Source organism: Streptomyces sp. NPDC059477 (genome assembly GCF_042749375.1).
In the GTDB taxonomy this organism is placed as follows: Bacteria; Actinomycetota; Actinomycetes; order Streptomycetales; family Streptomycetaceae; genus Streptomyces.
Window position 1 is genome coordinate 22,945 of the sequence record NZ_JBHYUG010000077.1, and the last position, 15,234, is coordinate 38,178.

General features: G+C 72.5%; 12 protein-coding genes and 2 pseudogenes. 3 read left to right on the forward strand and 11 right to left on the reverse strand.

The features are described 5' to 3' along the window. Window positions 1-71: 71 nt before the first annotated feature. The 4 genes and pseudogenes from ACFXAZ_RS29615 to ACFXAZ_RS29630 form a co-directional block, all read right to left on the reverse strand. Window positions 72-1,100, reverse strand: coding sequence for a 6-phosphofructokinase (locus tag ACFXAZ_RS29615; protein ID WP_384597427.1), 1,029 nt, complete (start codon window positions 1,098-1,100; stop codon window positions 72-74). A 225-nt stretch (window positions 1,101-1,325) separates the two neighbouring features. Continuing rightward, on the reverse strand, window positions 1,326-2,018 hold the full coding sequence (locus ACFXAZ_RS29620) for a response regulator (protein ID WP_384597402.1): 693 nt from the start codon (window positions 2,016-2,018) through the stop codon (window positions 1,326-1,328). Window positions 2,019-2,101: 83 nt separating this feature from the next. After that, window positions 2,102-3,355, reverse strand: coding sequence for a MacS family sensor histidine kinase (gene macS / locus ACFXAZ_RS29625; RefSeq protein ID WP_384597404.1), 1,254 nt, complete (start codon window positions 3,353-3,355; stop codon window positions 2,102-2,104). A 289-nt stretch (window positions 3,356-3,644) separates the two neighbouring features. Then, window positions 3,645-4,445, reverse strand: a pseudogene (locus tag ACFXAZ_RS29630) (lysophospholipid acyltransferase family protein); the annotation flags it as partial. A gap of 201 nt (window positions 4,446-4,646) precedes the next feature. On the opposite strand from ACFXAZ_RS29630, the gene ACFXAZ_RS29635 reads away from it, so the two are divergent. Next, a complete protein-coding gene (locus ACFXAZ_RS29635; RefSeq protein ID WP_384597407.1) occupies window positions 4,647-5,474 on the forward strand; it encodes an alpha/beta hydrolase in 828 nt (275 codons plus the stop codon). Further along, a complete protein-coding gene (locus ACFXAZ_RS29640; RefSeq protein ID WP_384597409.1) occupies window positions 5,467-6,102 on the forward strand; it encodes a hypothetical protein in 636 nt (211 codons plus the stop codon). The genes ACFXAZ_RS29635 and ACFXAZ_RS29640 overlap by 8 nt, the downstream gene beginning before the upstream one ends. Before the next feature lie 9 nt (window positions 6,103-6,111). Here the strand turns inward: ACFXAZ_RS29640 and ACFXAZ_RS29645 are convergent, their stop codons facing one another. The 6 genes from ACFXAZ_RS29645 to ACFXAZ_RS29670 all read right to left on the reverse strand — a co-directional run bounded on the left by ACFXAZ_RS29645 (window position 6,112) and on the right by ACFXAZ_RS29670 (window position 11,936). After that, the gene (locus ACFXAZ_RS29645) at window positions 6,112-6,849 is read right to left on the reverse strand and encodes an endonuclease/exonuclease/phosphatase family protein (protein WP_384597411.1); all 738 of its coding nucleotides are present in this window, start codon (window positions 6,847-6,849) and stop codon (window positions 6,112-6,114) included. A gap of 258 nt (window positions 6,850-7,107) precedes the next feature. Further along, a complete protein-coding gene (locus ACFXAZ_RS29650) occupies window positions 7,108-8,061 on the reverse strand; it encodes an ROK family glucokinase (RefSeq protein WP_384597413.1) in 954 nt (317 codons plus the stop codon). 68 nt (window positions 8,062-8,129) lie between these two features. Beyond that, window positions 8,130-8,630 (reverse strand): DUF5304 domain-containing protein, encoded by a 501-nt coding sequence (locus ACFXAZ_RS29655; RefSeq protein ID WP_384597415.1) that lies wholly within the window; start codon window positions 8,628-8,630, stop codon window positions 8,130-8,132. Window positions 8,631-9,067: 437 nt separating this feature from the next. Then, window positions 9,068-10,246 carry an ArsA family ATPase gene (locus ACFXAZ_RS29660; protein ID WP_384597417.1) on the reverse strand — a complete coding sequence of 393 codons (1,179 nt, stop codon included), beginning with the start codon at window positions 10,244-10,246 and terminating at the stop codon, window positions 9,068-9,070. Window positions 10,247-10,499: 253 nt separating this feature from the next. Continuing rightward, a complete protein-coding gene (locus tag ACFXAZ_RS29665; protein ID WP_384597419.1) occupies window positions 10,500-10,940 on the reverse strand; it encodes an SRPBCC family protein in 441 nt (146 codons plus the stop codon). 180 nt (window positions 10,941-11,120) lie between these two features. Then, window positions 11,121-11,936, reverse strand: a complete 816-nt coding sequence (locus tag ACFXAZ_RS29670) for a metallophosphoesterase (protein WP_384597421.1) — start codon at window positions 11,934-11,936, stop codon at window positions 11,121-11,123. Between the two features lie 408 nt (window positions 11,937-12,344). Here ACFXAZ_RS29670 and ACFXAZ_RS29675 point away from each other — a divergent pair, with 408 nt between their 5' ends. Further along, entirely contained in the window at window positions 12,345-14,168 is a 1,824-nt protein-coding gene (locus tag ACFXAZ_RS29675; RefSeq protein ID WP_384597423.1) for an AMP-dependent synthetase/ligase, read from the forward strand. 89 nt (window positions 14,169-14,257) lie between these two features. On the opposite strand, the pseudogene ACFXAZ_RS29680 reads toward ACFXAZ_RS29675, so the two are convergent. Continuing rightward, a pseudogene (locus tag ACFXAZ_RS29680) lies at window positions 14,258-15,082 on the reverse strand (glycosyltransferase family 4 protein); the annotation flags it as partial. Between the last annotated feature and the right edge of the window lie 152 nt (window positions 15,083-15,234).

Sequence of the window (15,234 nt, forward strand, 5' to 3'; positions counted from 1 at the left end):
GCGGGGCCGAGCGGCGCAGGGGCCGCACGGCCCTTCCGGGCGTCCTTGGGTGCCCGTCCCGCCCCCGGCGGTCAGCCGAAGAACACGCCGACCTCCTTGTACAGCGCCGGGTCGACGGTCTTGAGCCGGGCGGTGGCGTCGGCGATGGGCACGCGCACGATGTCCGTGCCGCGCAGCGCGACCATCGAGCCGAAGGCGCCGTCGCGGACGCAGTCGATGGCGTGCAGTCCGAAGCGGGTGGCGAGCCAGCGGTCGAAGGCACTGGGCGTGCCGCCGCGCTGGACATGCCCGAGGACGGTGGTACGGGCCTCCTTGCCGGTGCGCTTCTCGATCTGCTTGGCGAGCCATTCGCCGACCCCGGACAGCCGGACGTGCCCGAAGGAGTCCAGCGACCCGTCCTTGAGGACCATGTCGCCGTCCTTGGGGCTCGCGCCCTCGGCGACGACCACTATGGGGGCGTACGACGCCCGGAACCGGGACGTCACCCAGGCGCAGACCTGGTCGATGTCGAAGCGCTGTTCGGGGATGAGGATGACATTGGCGCCGCCCGCGAGTCCGGCGTGCAGGGCGATCCAGCCTGCGTGACGGCCCATCACCTCCACCACCAGGACCCGCATATGGGACTCGGCGGTGGTGTGCAGCCGGTCGATCGCCTCGGTGGCGATGTTCACGGCCGTGTCGAAGCCGAAGGTGTAGTCGGTGGCGGACAGGTCGTTGTCGATGGTCTTGGGGACGCCGACGCAGGGCACGCCGTGCGTGTCGGTCAGTTCCGCCGCGACGCCGAGGGTGTCCTCGCCGCCGATCACGATGAGGGCGTCCACCTCCATCCGGTCGAGGTTCTCCTTGATCCGGCGGACGCCGTCCCGCTGCTTGAGGGGGTTGGTGCGCGAGGAGCCCAGGATGGTGCCGCCGCGGGGCAGGATGCCCCGTACCGTCGGGATGTCGAGCCGGACGGCGTCGCCCTCCAGGGGGCCTCGCCAGCCGTCCCGGAAGCCGGTGAAGTCATAGCCGTACTCCTGCACGCCCTTGCGGACGATGCCCCGGATGACGGCGTTGAGCCCCGGGCAGTCGCCGCCCCCGGTCAGTACGCCGACGCGCATGGAATCGGGCATGGAATGTCCCTTCGCCGCGGTTGCCGTGTGCCGTACCGATGTGCCGAACCGACGCCTGTTGTGCCCATGCCTGCGGTGCCGAGATGTGCGGCGCCGATATGTGCGGTGCGCTGTGTCGCTGCAAGCACGGTAAGGGTGATGCAGGTCACTTCGGCAGGGCTCGGAGGGAGACTTCCGGGGCGGTGGGGGGCGGTTGGGGTCGCGGCGGGCGGCCTACTCGTCGTCGAGGCCGCGCTCTATGGCGTACCGGACCAGCTCCACGCGGTTGTGCAGCTGGAGTTTGCCGAGGGTGTTCTGGACGTGGTTCTGGACCGTGCGGTGGGAGATGACCAGGCGTTCGGCGATCTGCTTGTAGCTCAGGCCCTTGGCGACCAGCCGCAGTACCTCGGTCTCGCGGTCGGTGAGCCGCGGGGCGCCCGGCTCACCGGCGCCGGCGCCGGGGCCGGGGGCCGGTTCGGAGGCGAGGCGGCGGTACTCGCCGAGGACCAGTCCGGCGAGGCCGGGGGTGAACACCGGGTCGCCGACGGCCGTACGGCGCACCGCGTCCAGCAGTTCCTCGGTGGACGCCGACTTCAGCAGATAGCCGGTGGCGCCGGATTTCACGGCCTCCAGGACATCGGCGTGCTCGCCGCTCGCGGAGAGCACCAGCACCCGCAGGGCGGGCCGGTGTCCGACCAGTTCTTTGCACACTTGGACACCCGGCTTGGCCGGCAGATTGAGGTCCAGGACCAGGACGTCCGGGACGGCGGCCTTGGCGCGGCGCACGGCCTGCTCGCCGTCGCCCGCGGTGGCGACCACCTCGAACCCGGCCTCGGTGAGATCCCGCGCGACGGCGTCGCGCCACATCGGGTGGTCGTCGACCACCATCACCCGGATCGGCCCCCGCCGCTCGCCGTCGCCGCTCATCGCATCCCCCGAACCGTCGTCATCGCTTCCCCCGAACCGTCGTCATCGCTTCCCCCCGTGCCGTCATCGCGTCTCCTGTGCCGTCATCGCGTTCCCCGTGCCCTCTGCGCGTCCTTCGCGGCCTTCAAGTCCTTCAGGCCCTTGGGGTCCTTGGGTACCTTCAGCTCGACCTCCGTGCCCTGTCCCGGCGTGGAGATCAGCTCCGCCGAGCCGCCCAGGTCACGCAGCCGGCCGCGGATCGACTGGGCCACCCCGAGCCGCCCCTCGCCCTCGGCCTGCGCGAGCCGCCCCTCGGGAATGCCGGGCCCGTCGTCCCGTACGGTCACGACGACCGCGTCGGGTTCGTCCTCGACCAGGATCCAGGCGCGGGCCTCGGACCCGGCGTGCCTGCGCACATTGTCCAGGGCCGCGCCGACGGCCGCCGCCAGCTCCCGCGCGGCGGCGGGCACCAGCGGCACCGGGGCGCCGGGCTCCGCCAGACTCACCCGGGCGCTCGCGTACGGGGCGAGCAGCGCCCGCAGATCGACGGGACCGCGGTCGTCGTCCGGCTCCTCCACGGCCCGTACGAGCGCGCCCTCGGCGGTGTCCTCGGAGACCCGGGAGACGGGCACCAGGCCGCCGGAGACCAGGGTGCGCAGCGCCACCTCCTGCTCGCCCGCGAGCCGGCCCAGCTCGGCCGCCTCGCCGCCCAGGACCGCGCCGCGCCGCTGCACCATGGCCAGCACCTGGAGCACGCCGTCGTGGATGTCCCGGGCGAGCCGCTCCCGCTCCCGGGTGGCGGCCTCGATCTCCAGGGCGCGGGCGAGGGTGCGCTCGGAGGCGCGGGCGACCTCGACGACGTACCCGATGGCGATGGAGGCGACCCAGACCAGCATCACGTTGTGGACGGTGTCGCGGGCGGGGGCGCCGCGGTGGATCAGGTTGGCGACGGCGATGGGGGTGGAGGCGAGGGCGGCCCAGCGCCAGCCGCCCTTGATGGCGAAGGCCAGCGCGACCCCGGCGGTCCATATCGACGGCAGGGTGGGCCCGCCGGCGTCGACCCGCGCCGCGGAGTCCGCGACCCGGGTGAGCAGGATGCCGGTGACCGCGACCGTCAGATCGGCGGCGAGGAAACGCTTGGTGCAGCTGGCCGCGCCCGCGACGCGGGGCAGGGTGGCGAAGGTCCACACGGCGAGCACGGCGAAGTAGCCGACGGCGACCCAGGGGCGGGCGAACTCGTCGTGGGAGCTGGCGAAGAGGCCGATGGCGTAGAAGAGGGTGAGCACGCGGTAGGCCGCCAGGGCACGCCACAGCGGCTGTTCGACCGACATCCGCATGACTCGCTCGCGCTTGGCCATCTCCCCCACCCCGGGCCGTGTTCCGTACGGGCGCTGTGTGTCGTGTCCGGTCCCGGAGCGCCGTGTGCGGGGCCGGTGGTGTGCCTGCCTAGGGGGCGGGGTCGCCGCCGGGCTCGGGTGGCGCGGTCTTGGCCACCGGCTCGACCGGCGCCGCCGCTTCGGGCTTGTCGGGCTTGTCGATCTGCTCGGCCGTCTCGGCCTCGTCGGCCGTCTCGGTCTCGTCAGCCGTCTCGGTCTTCGTCTCGGCGCTGTCGGCTCGCTCGGCCGGCCCGGCTTCGTCCTTCGCGGCCGTCCGGGCTTCGTCGGGCTTCTCGGGCTGCCCGGTTTCTTCGGCCTGCCTGGCCTTCTCCGTCTTCTCCGCCCTCTCGGCCTTGGCCGCCTCCTTGGCGGCTTCCTTCGCCGCCTCCTTCTCGGCCTTGGCGGCGTCCGCGATCTGCCGTTTGGCGGCGGTCGCGTAGATGTCGACGTACTCCTGGCCGGAGAGCTTCATGATCTCGTACATGACCTCGTCGGTCACCGCGCGGAGGACGAAGCGGTCGTGCTCCATGCCCTGGTAGCGGCTGAAGTCCAGTGGCTTGCCGATGCGGATGCCGGGCCGCATCAGCTTCGGGACGACCTTGCCGGGCGGCTGGATCTTCTCCGTGTCGATCATCGCGACCGGGAGCACGGGGGCGCCGGTGGCGAGCGCCACGCGCGCGAGGCCGCCGGGCTTGCCACGGTAGAGGCGGCCGTCGGGCGAGCGGGTGCCCTCCGGGTAGATGCCGAACAGCTCACCGCGCTCCAGCACCTCTATGCCGCTCTTGATCGCGGCCTCGCCCGCGCCGCGCGCCCCGGAGCGGTCGACGGGGAGCTGCCCCACGCCCTTGAAGAACGCGGCGGTGAGCCGGCCCTTGACGCCCGGGGTCGTGAAGTACTCGGCCTTCGCGATGAAGGTGACCTTGCGGTCCAGCACCGCGGGCAGGAAGAACGAGTCGGAGAAGGACAGGTGATTGCTCGCGAGGATCGCGGGGCCCTCGGCGGGGACGTTCTCCAGGCCCTCCACCCAGGGCCGGAAGACGAGCTTCAGCGGACCCCCGACGGAAACCTTCATCGCGCCGTACAACAACCGAGTGCCTCCTGTGTATGTCAGTCAGACCTTAACCCGGAGGCCCGCCAAAGGACCCGACGACCCTGGTCGGTGTCAGTGCGGTCGCGTACGGTGAATCACACCCGAGTCGTTCCCGCTGCTTCTCGCCGCTTCTCGCCGCTTCCCGCTTCGAGACGCCCCCCTTCTGATGAACAGGAGACCGAGGTGCCGGTCCTCCCCGGAGCCGAGCCGTACCGCCATGACGGCGGTGAGGTCGGCGTCCTGCTCTGCCACGGATTCACCGGTTCCCCACAGTCGCTGCGCCCCTGGGCGGAGTATCTGGCCGCCCGTGACCTGACGGTCTCGCTGCCCCTGCTCCCCGGCCACGGCACCCGCTGGGAGGACCTCCAGCTCACCGGCTGGCAGGACTGGTACGCGGAGGTGGACCGCGCGCTGCGGGTCCTGACCGAGCGGTGCGCGCAGGTGTTCGTGTTCGGTCTGTCCATGGGCGGCGCCCTCGCCCTGCGGCTGGCCGCCAAGCACGGCGACGCGGTGACCGGCGTGGTGGTGGTCAACCCGGCGAACAAGGTGCACGGGCCGAGCGCGTACGCCCTTCCCGTGGCCCGGCATCTCGTGCGGACGACGAAGGGGATCGCCAGCGACATCGCCAGGCCGGACACCGTGGAGATCGGGTACGCGCGGGTGCCGCTGCACGCGGCCCACTCGCTGCGCCGGTTCTTCCAGCTGGTCGACGGTGAGCTGCCGCAGGTCACCCAGCCGTTGCTGCTGCTGCACAGTCCGCAGGACCATGTGGTGCCGCCGGAGGACTCGGCCCGCATCCTGGGCCGGGTCTCCTCGACGGAGGTGCGCGAGGTGCTGCTGGAACAGAGCTACCACGTGGCGACGTTGGACCATGACGCGGACCGGATCTTCGAGGAGAGCCTCGCCTTTGTCGGCCGGTACGCGCCGAGTGTCGGTGAGGCACTGAGCGGGGGCGCCGGCCGCGGCTCCGCGAAGGGCCTCGGGAAGGAAGGGACGGGCGCAGGTGGCTGAGCACGACTCCGACCGCGAGGACCGTGAGGACCGCGACGAGCGGGGCGACCGGGAGCGGCCCGAGCCGGATGAGCAGAATGTGCCCTTCGACGAGGAGGCCGCGTGGGCGGCGATCGTCGCCGGGTACGGGAGCGAGCCGCCGGACCCGCCGGGCGCCAAGCCGTTCAAGTCGGTCGAGGATCTGGCGCTCCTGGAGAGCGAGAAGAACGGCGACGGCGGTGACAAGGCCGCGCGGAGCGACGGGGAGCCCCGTGAGGAGGGCCCCCGGCCGCTGGGCAGCTCCGTGTCCTTCGCGCCGGGCGTGGGGGGCGGGCCGCGCGACTACAGCGTGGCCGAGCCGTCCGAGGACGACTTCGACGATGACGACTCCGATGACGGGGAGGGGCACTTCGTACCGCCGGAGCCGCCGCCGCTGCCCACCGCCGATGTCACCGCGAAGTTCGCTTGGCTCGCGGTGATCGGCGGGCCGCTGCTGCTTCTGCTGGCGGTGCTGCTGAGCTGGGACATGACGTGGTGGCTGGGGACGCTGGGCATCGGCGGCTTCCTCGGCGGCTTCGCGACGCTGGTGGCGCGGATGCGGACGGACGACGAGGACGGGGACGATCCGGGGCGGGGTGCGGTGGTCTGACCCGGGCCCTTACGCGGACGGGATTTTGAGGGCGGCCAGGACCGGAAGGTGGTCCGTGGCCGCCCTCAGGTCTGTCTCCGAGACCCCGGGGAGTCCGAGCGGGACGCCACAGGCAAGCACCTCGATGCCCTTGGTGGCGAAGATCGCGTCGATACGGCTGTGCGGTTCCGTACGGACCCAGGTGTCCTCGCCGCCCCAGGGGGCGACCGTCCGGCAGTCCTGGAGGGCTTCGGCGAGGCGGCGGAAGGCGGGACCGGTGGGGCGGTCGTTGAGGTCGCCGCCCGCGATGGCGTGTTCCACGCCCAGGGCGGCGAGGCGGTCGAGGACCATGCCGCTCTGCGCGTAGCGCTCCTCCTTGTCCAGGCTGAGGTGACAGCTCACGACGCCCAGGGGGGCGGAGGTCCCGAAACGGACGACCGCCGTCGAGAGGCCGCGGCGGTGCAGGCCGGGGGTGAGGGGGAGGAGGACGTCCTCGGTGCGGTCGACGGTGGCGCGCAGGGAGCACAGCAGTGCCGGGCCCGCGGCGGGGGCGCCGCCGGAGAGGATGACCAGGCCGGTGGCGCCCGCGAGGCGGGACAGCTTCTTGCGCCAGCGGAAGAAGCGGGGGGCTTCCTGGATGAGGACCAGGTCGGGGGCGCAGGCGTTGATGACGCGGGCGAGGGCGGTCCGGTCGTCGCGGAGTGAGCGGATGTTGTAGCTCAGGACGCGGATCGACTCCGTCGTGGCGGGGGGGAAGGGGGTGGGCATGCGGTCAATCTACGTGGGGCCGGTGGGGGTGGGGGCGCCTTGGGGGGTGGGGCGCGGGGTTCGTGGGCGGCTTGCCGTGGTGGGGGCTGGTCGCGCGGTTCCCCGCGCCCCTGGGGCGATGCGGGTGACGTGCGTTTGCGGTCTCCGGTCCTGCCTGGGCAGGCTCGGGGGGCGCGGGGTTCGTGGGCGAGCGGGCCTTGTTCGTGGCTTGTCGCGCAGTTCCCCGCGCCCCTTTCACGGCGTTGCGGGCGGCCTGCCTTACATGGTCGGGTCCGGCTCTCTTGCCAGGTCCGCGGCGCCCACCAGGCCCGCGTCGTTGCCCAGTTGGGCGGCGATGACCTCGGCCATGGGGCGCCAGTCGGCGCCCACCAGCCAGCGCTTGTACGACTTGCGGATGGGGTCGAGGACCAGTTCGCCCTCGTCCGAGAGGCCGCCGCCGACGATGAAGGCGGACGGGTCGAAGAGGGAGGCGAGGTCGGCGAGGCCGGCGCCGGCCCAGCGGGCCAGTTCACGGTAGGAGTCGACGGCGACCGGGTCGCCCTGGCGGGCGGCCATGGAGATGTGCTTGCCCTCGATGCCCTCCGGGGTGCCGTCACCGAGGCCCAGCAGGATCTCGGCGCTCTCGGGGGTGGCGCCCGCGCGCTGCTTCGCGTACCGCACGAGGGCGCGGCCGGAGGCGTACTGCTCCCAGCAGCCCTGCGAGCCGCAGCCGCACAGCAGGCCGTCCGGGACCATCCGGATGTGGCCGAACTCGGCGGCCACGCCGAAGTGCCCCCGGCGCAGCTTGTTGCCGATGATGATGCCGCCGCCGAGGCCGGTGCCCAGGGTGATGCAGATGACGTTGCGGTGGCCCTTGCCCGCGCCGAACCGGTACTCGCCCCAGGCTGCGGCGTTGGCGTCGTTCTCCACCACGACGGGGAGGCCGACCCGGGTCTCGACCTTCTGCTTCAGCGGTTCGTCCCGCCAGTCGATGTTCGGGGCGAAGTACACCGTCGAGCGCTCGCGGTTGACATAGCCGGCGGCACCGATGCCCACGCCGACGATCTCGTGTCCCGCGCGTGCGCCGTCCACGGCGGCGGCGATGGCGTCCACGATGCCGTCGGGCGTGCCCGGAGTCGGCACCTTGTGGGTCGAGAGGATGTTGCCTTCCTCGTCCACCACTCCGGCCGCGATCTTGGTGCCGCCGATGTCGACGCCGATGGTGAGTCCCATGAATCCCTCAGTTCGGTCGAGCCCCGCTACGGCCAACCGTACCCGAGGCCGCTGGGCCTCAACGGGCCTCAGTCCAGGTCGATACGCTCGTTGGGACCGCTCGGCGGGTCGTCGTCGTCACGTGGATCGCGCGGTACGTCGAAGTCGCCGGCGCGGGTGGTCCAGCGCTGTTCCTGCGCCTGGACCGCGGAGCGGTAGGCGGCCAGCAGTTCCTGACCGGCGCCGGCGAGATGGTCGAAGACGTCCGGGTTGCGCTCGATGACGGGTTCCACGACGGACTTGGCCTGCTGGACGACCTGGCGCACCACCTGCTGGGCGGCGGTCCCGGCGACCGGGCCGAGCAGCGGGGACCCGAGTCCGGACAGCTTGTCGGCGACGGTGTCGACGAGCCGGAGCAGTTCCTCGGCGGCCGAACCGGGAGGGCTGCCGTGCTGGGCGCGGCGGCGGGCCTTCTCCGCCGCGAGGTCCTCGGCGCACGCGGTCGCCCAGGCGTCGGCGTCGGAGACCGGCGCGACCTTGTCGGCCGCCGGCTCGAAGGCGGCGTCGGACGGTGGGCGCTCTTCGCTCATGGCGACTCCTGACTACGTTTCGTCCTTACGACGTTACCCGAACGGGCCTGGGTGCTTCACGTGGCTGCGGAGCGGAGTCTTCAACGGACCGAAGAGACTTCGCCGTGCTGCGGGCCAGGGCCCCACCGGACTGGGGAGACTTCGCCGGGCTACGGGCAGGGGCCACACCGGGCCGGGGCCCCACCGGGCTCTGGAGACTTCGCCGGGCTGGGGCCGTGGTGGCGGTGGCTGGTGACGCGGGGTGGCTGCCGTGCCGGTGAAGGGGCGCGGGGAACTGCGCGACCAGCCCCCACCCACCCGCGCTCCGGCGATGAACAGGCACCCCTACGGCGTCTCCGCGCCCACCGCTTCCGGCGGAGCCAGCCGCAAGCCCGAGGGCAGCCGGGCAGCCGGCCGCAGACTCCCCCGGCCCCGAATCTCGCCGAGCCGGCGGCAGGCTACCGGGCTCCCGGCCACAGACCCGGGTCCGGGGCGAACCGGATACGTAGCTCGCCCTCGCGCAGGCTCGCGCCGGCGACGGTGCAGCGGCGCAGCGCGGAGGGGAGGGAAACGATCCGCCGGAACCGTCCGGCGCCGAGGACGAGTTCGTCGCCGCGCCGTATCAGGTCGAGGTCGTGGCGGGTGGTGCCGGGCAGCGGGATGTGCCAGACGAGCACGCCGTCGTCGGCGAGATGGTCGGTCACGGGCCACTCGACGGGGGCGGGGCGGGGAGTGCGGCCGGGCACCGGAAGGGCGGCGAGGTCGTCGGCGCCGCGCGGATCGCCGCCGAGGTGCGGCACGGCGTGCAGGACACCCCCGTACGTCTCCCGCCACTGCTCCAGGATCTTGCGCTGCTGGGCGACCGGGCCCGCGAGCCAGGGGTCCTCGGTGTCCTGCGGGAGGATCCGGTTGGCGATCAGGGCCTCGGGGGCGAGGGCGCGCAGGGCGAGGCCGAGGGCGGCGGTGCGGACGGCGTCGGCGCCGGCCGGGGAGGGTTCGGCGACGATCCGTACGGTGGTGCCGGGGTCGGTGACGACGGCTTCGGCGGCGGCCAGCTCCCGGTCCCAGCGGGCGGCGGTGTCGTACAGCCACTCGGCGGGCAGCGGGACGCCCGCCAGCCGGCCCAGGACGGGGCGCAGGGCGCGCGCCGCCTGCCGTTCGGGCGGCAGCAGCCGGCGCAGATAGCGGCGCAGCTCCGCGGGGAGGGCGAGCAGGGCGAGGGCCGATTCGGTGGGCGGCAGATCGACGACGACCAGGTCATGGGCGTCCTCGGCGAGGGCCGCGTCACGCAGGGCACGCAGTACGGCGAGTTCCTCGGCGCCGGGCAGCGGGGTCAGTTCCTCGGGGTCCAGGCGGCCCGCGCCCAGCAGGTCGAGGACGGTGGCGGCACGTTCCTGGAAGGCGGCGAGATCGTCCCGGAAGCGGGCCGTGGCATCGGGCCGCCAGGCGGTGAGTCCGGGGGCGAGCCGGACCGGTTCGGGTCCGGTGGGGGTGCCGAGAACGGCACCGAGGGTGTCCGAGCGGTCGGTGCCGAGGAGCAGCGTGCGGGCTCCGCCACGGGCGGCGGCGAGTGCGGTGGCGGCGGCCACGGTGGTGCGTCCGCTGCCGCCGGGGCCGGTGAACAGGATCGTGCGCATGCGTTCCACTCGGTTGGGGTGACAGGGAATGGGGGGGAGGGTCGGTGGGGCGGTGCGGGTGGGGGGTGGCTGGTCGCGCAGTTCCCCGCGCCCCTTCAGGGCGTCGCGGTCGCCGCGCATGACCCGTCTCGCCTTCAGGGCGTTGCGATCAGCCCGCGTGGCCCTCCTCGCCGGATCGGCGGGGCATCAGCTGGGCCTGCCTCGGACTCCGTCCGCCTCCCTCGGCCGCGACGGGCCCGCGCCCGGTGCGTGGCTACGCCGTGCCCGACTCCACCCGCTTCTTCAGGCCCGCCAGGGCGCGGTCGATGATGACCTTCTCGGCCTTGCGCTTGATCATGCCGAGCATCGGGATCTTGACGTCCACGGTCAGCCGGTAGGTGACCTCCGTCGCCGTCCCGGAGGGCTTGAGCAGGTACGAGCCGTCCAGGGAGCGCAGCATCTGGGACTTCACCAGCGTCCAGGAGACCTCGTGGACGCCGGTCCAGGTGTACGCCAGCGTCTGGTCGTCCTTGATCGCCCCGGCGTCCATGACCAGCCGGACCTGCTCGGCCCGCCCCTGCGCGTCGGTCGCCAGCACCTCGGCCTGCTTCACCTCGCCGGTCCAGTCCGGGTAGCGGGCGAAGTCCGCGATCACCTTCATGACCTCGGCCGCCCCCGCCTCGATCGTGATGCTCGAACTGGTGTGTTCCGCCATCGCCGTGGCTCCTTCGATGCGGCCGGTAAGCAGGTGGTCAGCACGCGGACGAGCGCGTGCGGATGCAGCGTGAAGGCTACCGCGCGGTCAACGGCCCCCGGTCAACCCCCACCACGGCGTTCCACCCGCACGCGTCAGCGGTACGCGCACCGCCCTGCCCGCCCTGCCCCGCCCCCGTCCTCACCACTCCAGCGCCCACGGCCGCCCCGCCCCCGCGAAGTGCCCCACGTTCACGCACTCGGTCGCCCCGATCCGCATCCGCCGTACCAGCGGCTGATGGACATGCCCGAACAGCGCGTAGCGCGGCCGGGTCCGCCGGATGGCGTCGAGCAGCGCCCGGCTCCCCCGCTCGAAGCGCCGCGCGACCGTGTCGTACACCAGTTCAGGCACCTCGGGTGGGATGTGGGTGCACAGCACGTCGACCTCGCCGACCGCCTCGATCTTCGCCGCGTACTCCTCGTCGCCGACCTCGTACGGGGTGCGCATGGGCGTGCGCAGGCCGCCGCCGACGAAGCCGAAGGTCCAGCCGCCGATCTCGGCGCGCTCCCCGTCGAGCACGGTGGTGCCGGGCCCGGCGTACTCCTTCCACAGATGCGGGATGTCGACATTGCCGTAGGTGGCGTACGTCGGGCTCGGGAACGCCGCGAACAGCTCGGCGTACTGCTTGCGCACCGCCGTCTCGATGACCGTCGCCCGATCCCCGGCGATCCCCGACCAGAGCCGGGCGCCGAAGTCCCGCGCCTCCTCGAAGCGGCGGGCGGTACGCAGCTCGACGAGCCGGTGGGCGTTCGCGGCGCCGAACAGGTCGGGGAAGATGCCGCGCGAGTGGTCGGCGTAGTCGAGGAAGAGAACCAGGTCACCGAGGCAGATCAGGGCGTCCGCGCCCGCCCCGGCGGTGGCCAGGTCCCGGGCGTTGCCGTGCACATCGCTGACCACATGCACACGATGGCGGCGGCCGGCGACGGATGCGGACGAGGGTGCGGATGCGGGTGCCATGGCGATCAAGGGTAGGCGGGCGGCGGCGGAAGTGAACAGTGCCGGACAGCCCGCTGGTGAGACCCTGGCCGACCCCCGGGCGGACCCCGGCCGGGGGCCGGCCCGGGTCTCGATCAGGCCCTGGCCAAGCCTTGGCCAGGCCTTGGTCCGCCCCGGCCGGACCCCGGTTACTGGCCGGTCCTGAAAGGGGTGGACTACTGTGCGCCCAGGAACACCAATCCGTGTGACGCAGCGAACATCTCGCCGGGACCCCCTGTCAAAGACGCCATACCGACGGGTAACGTCCGGGCCGTCCAGTCGTACCCCAGGTTTTCGGCGGTGAACGCCCTGAGCACCTGCCCGGACCTTGGACCGCACCGTCGCAGCCGACAACTTCGTGGCGCCGGCGCCCTATGAGGAGCAGCAGTCTTGCGCGAGTTCAGTCTTCCGGCTCTGTACGAGGTCCCCGCGGACGGCAATCTGACCGACATTGTCCGCAGAAACGCCGCGCAGCATCCCGATGTCGCCGTGATCGCCCGCAAGGCCGGCGGCGTCTGGCAGGACGTGACGGCCACCGCCTTCCTCGCCGAGGTCCGCACGGCGGCCAAGGGCCTGATCGCGGCCGGGATGCAGCCGGGCGACCGGGTCGGCCTGATGTCCCGCACCCGCTACGAGTGGACCCTGCTGGACTTCGCGATCTGGAGCGCGGGCGGGGTCACCGTACCGGTGTACGAGACCAGTTCGCCGGAGCAGGTGCAGTGGATCCTCGGGGACTCGGGCGTCACCGCGTGCATCGTGGAGACCGCGGCCCACAGCGCCGACCTGGAGTCGATCCGTGACCGGCTGCCGGAGCTGAAGCACGTCTGGCAGATCGAGGGCGACACCGCCGGGACCGGTGCCGGGACCGGTGCCGTCGAGGAGCTGGGGCGGCTCGGGCGGGACGTCTCCGACGAGACGGTGGAGGAGCGCGGCTCGCTCGCCAAGGCGGACGACCCGGCGACCATCGTCTACACCTCCGGCACCACCGGTCGCCCCAAGGGCTGTGTCCTCACCCACCGCGCCTTCTTCGCGGAGTGCGGCAACGCCGTGGAGCGGCTGCGTCCGCTGTTCCGCACCGGCGAGTGCAGTGTGCTGCTCTTCCTGCCACTGGCCCATGTCTTCGGCCGGCTGGTGCAGGTCGCGCCCATGATGGCGCCGATCAAGCTGGGCCTGGTCCCGGACATCAAGCACCTCACCGACGAGCTGGCCAGCTTCCGGCCGACCCTGATCCTGGGCGTCCCGCGCGTCTTCGAGAAGGTGTACAACTCGGCCCGCGCCAAGGCGCAGGCCGACGGCAAGGGCAAGATCTTCGACAAGGCGGCGGACACCGCCATCGCGTACAGCAAGGCGCTGGACACCCCGTCGGGCCCGAGGCTCGGCCTGCGGATCAAGCACAAGGTGTTCGACAAGCTGGTCTACGGCAAGCTGCGCGCGGTGCTCGGCGGCCGGGGCGAGTACGCCATCTCCGGCGGCGCCCCGCTGGGCGAGCGGCTCGGGCACTTCTTCCGCGGCATCGGCTTCACGGTCCTGGAGGGCTACGGCCTGACCGAGACCTGTGCGGCGACCACGTTCAACCCGTGGGACCGGCAGAAGATCGGCACGGTCGGGCAGCCGCTGCCGGGCTCGGTGGTGCGGATCGCGGACGACGGCGAGGTGCTGCTGCACGGCGAGCATCTGTTCAAGGAGTACTGGAACAACCCGGCCGCGACCGCCGAGGCGCTGGCCGACGGCTGGTTCCACAGCGGTGACGTCGGCACCCTGGACGAGGACGGCTACCTCCGGATCACCGGCCGCAAGAAGGAGATCATCGTCACCGCGGGCGGCAAGAATGTCGCCCCGGCCGTGATCGAGGACCGCATCCGGGCGCACGCGCTGATCGCCGAGTGCATGGTGGTCGGCGACGGGCGGCCCTTCGTGGGCGCGCTGATCACCCTCGACGAGGAGTTCCTGGGCCGCTGGGCGGCCGACCACGGGAAGCCTGCCGGCTCTTCCGCGGTGTCCCTGGCCGGGGACGCGGATCTGCTCGCGGCGATCCAGAGTGCGGTGGATGACGGGAACGCGGCGGTGTCCAAGGCGGAGTCGGTGCGGAAGTTTCGGGTGCTGGCGTCTCAGTTCAGTGAGGAGTCGGGGCATTTGACTCCGTCGCTGAAGTTGAAGCGGAATGTTGTGGCCAAGGATTTCGCTGACGAGATCGAAGCGATCTATGCCAAGTAGGGCGCCTGTTGACGTGCCACCTGGGGTTCATGGGCGAGCACCGGTAGTTCGTGGTTGCTCGCGCAGTTCCCCGCGCCCCTGAAAGCCTTCTACAGCAGGTCTCTCAAATGTTCTGCCAGGAGGTCCCAGCGCCAGCGCTCCTCCACCCACTGTCTTCCCCGCTCGCCCATCCTTCTCCGTAGCTGGGGGTCGGCAAGGAGGGGGAGGATGTGGTCGGCCGTGTCCTCGGGGGAGTCGCCGTGGACGACCCAGCCGGTCTCGCCGTCGAGTACGGCGTCGGGGGCGCCGCCGGAGTCGCCGGCCACGACCGGGAGTCCGGTCGCGGAGGCTTCCAGATAGACGATGCCCAGGCCCTCCACGTCGAGGCCGCCGCGGCGGGTGCGGCAGGGCATGGCGAAGACATCACCGGCGCCGTAGTGCGCGGGCAGCGCGGACCAGGGGACGGGGCCCGTGAAGAACACGGAGTCGGTGACCCGGGTCTCGTGGGCGAGCCGGCGCAGGTCCTTCGCGTAGGGGCCGCCGCCCACGATCAGCAGGGCCGTGTCGGGCTGGTGGGCGAGTATCCGGGGCAGGGCGAGGATCAGGGTGTCCTGGCCCTTGCGCGGGACCAGCCGGGAGACGCAGACCACGACGGGCCGGTCGGTGAGGCCGAGGCGGGCGCGGATCTCGGCGCCGCCGGAACCCGGGTGGAAGGTCTTCTCATCGACACCCGGCGGCAGCTGGACCATGCGGGAGGCCGCCTCGGGGGTGAGCGCGGCGGCGATCCGGGAGCGGGTGTACTCGCCGAGATAGGTGAGGGTGTCGGTCTCCTCGCCGATCCGGCGCAGCAGTTGCCGGGCGGCGGGCAGCTGGGCCCAGCCCGCCTCGTGGCCGTGCGTGGTGGCCACCAGCCGCTCGGCCCCGGCCCCGCCCCGCCCCGGGGCCCGCCGTGCGCGCGGCCCCGCCTTGGGGCCGGCGTCCGGCAACGGCGACGGTTACGGAAATCGGTACGGCTATTGGCACGGTGACGGTTAGGGCAATCGGTACGGAAATCGGTACAGCGACTGGTACGCCAATCGGTGCAGCG

Excerpts from the sequence above, each read along its gene's own strand:
- ACFXAZ_RS29670 (WP_384597421.1), bottom strand. The coding sequence starts at position 11,936 with ATGGCACCCGCATCCGCACCCTCGTCCGCATCCGTCGCCGGCCGCCGC.
- ACFXAZ_RS29645 (WP_384597411.1), bottom strand. The coding sequence starts at position 6,849 with ATGCCCACCCCCTTCCCCCCCGCCACGACGGAGTCGATCCGCGTCCTG.
- ACFXAZ_RS29615 (WP_384597427.1), bottom strand. The coding sequence starts at position 1,100 with ATGCGCGTCGGCGTACTGACCGGGGGCGGCGACTGCCCGGGGCTCAAC.
- ACFXAZ_RS29660 (WP_384597417.1), bottom strand. The coding sequence starts at position 10,246 with ATGCGCACGATCCTGTTCACCGGCCCCGGCGGCAGCGGACGCACCACC.
- ACFXAZ_RS29655 (WP_384597415.1), bottom strand. The coding sequence starts at position 8,630 with ATGAGCGAAGAGCGCCCACCGTCCGACGCCGCCTTCGAGCCGGCGGCC.
- ACFXAZ_RS29650 (WP_384597413.1), bottom strand. The coding sequence starts at position 8,061 with ATGGGACTCACCATCGGCGTCGACATCGGCGGCACCAAGATCGCGGCC.
- macS (WP_384597404.1), bottom strand. The coding sequence starts at position 3,355 with ATGGCCAAGCGCGAGCGAGTCATGCGGATGTCGGTCGAACAGCCGCTG.
- ACFXAZ_RS29620 (WP_384597402.1), bottom strand. The coding sequence starts at position 2,018 with ATGAGCGGCGACGGCGAGCGGCGGGGGCCGATCCGGGTGATGGTGGTC.
- ACFXAZ_RS29665 (WP_384597419.1), bottom strand. The coding sequence starts at position 10,940 with ATGGCGGAACACACCAGTTCGAGCATCACGATCGAGGCGGGGGCGGCC.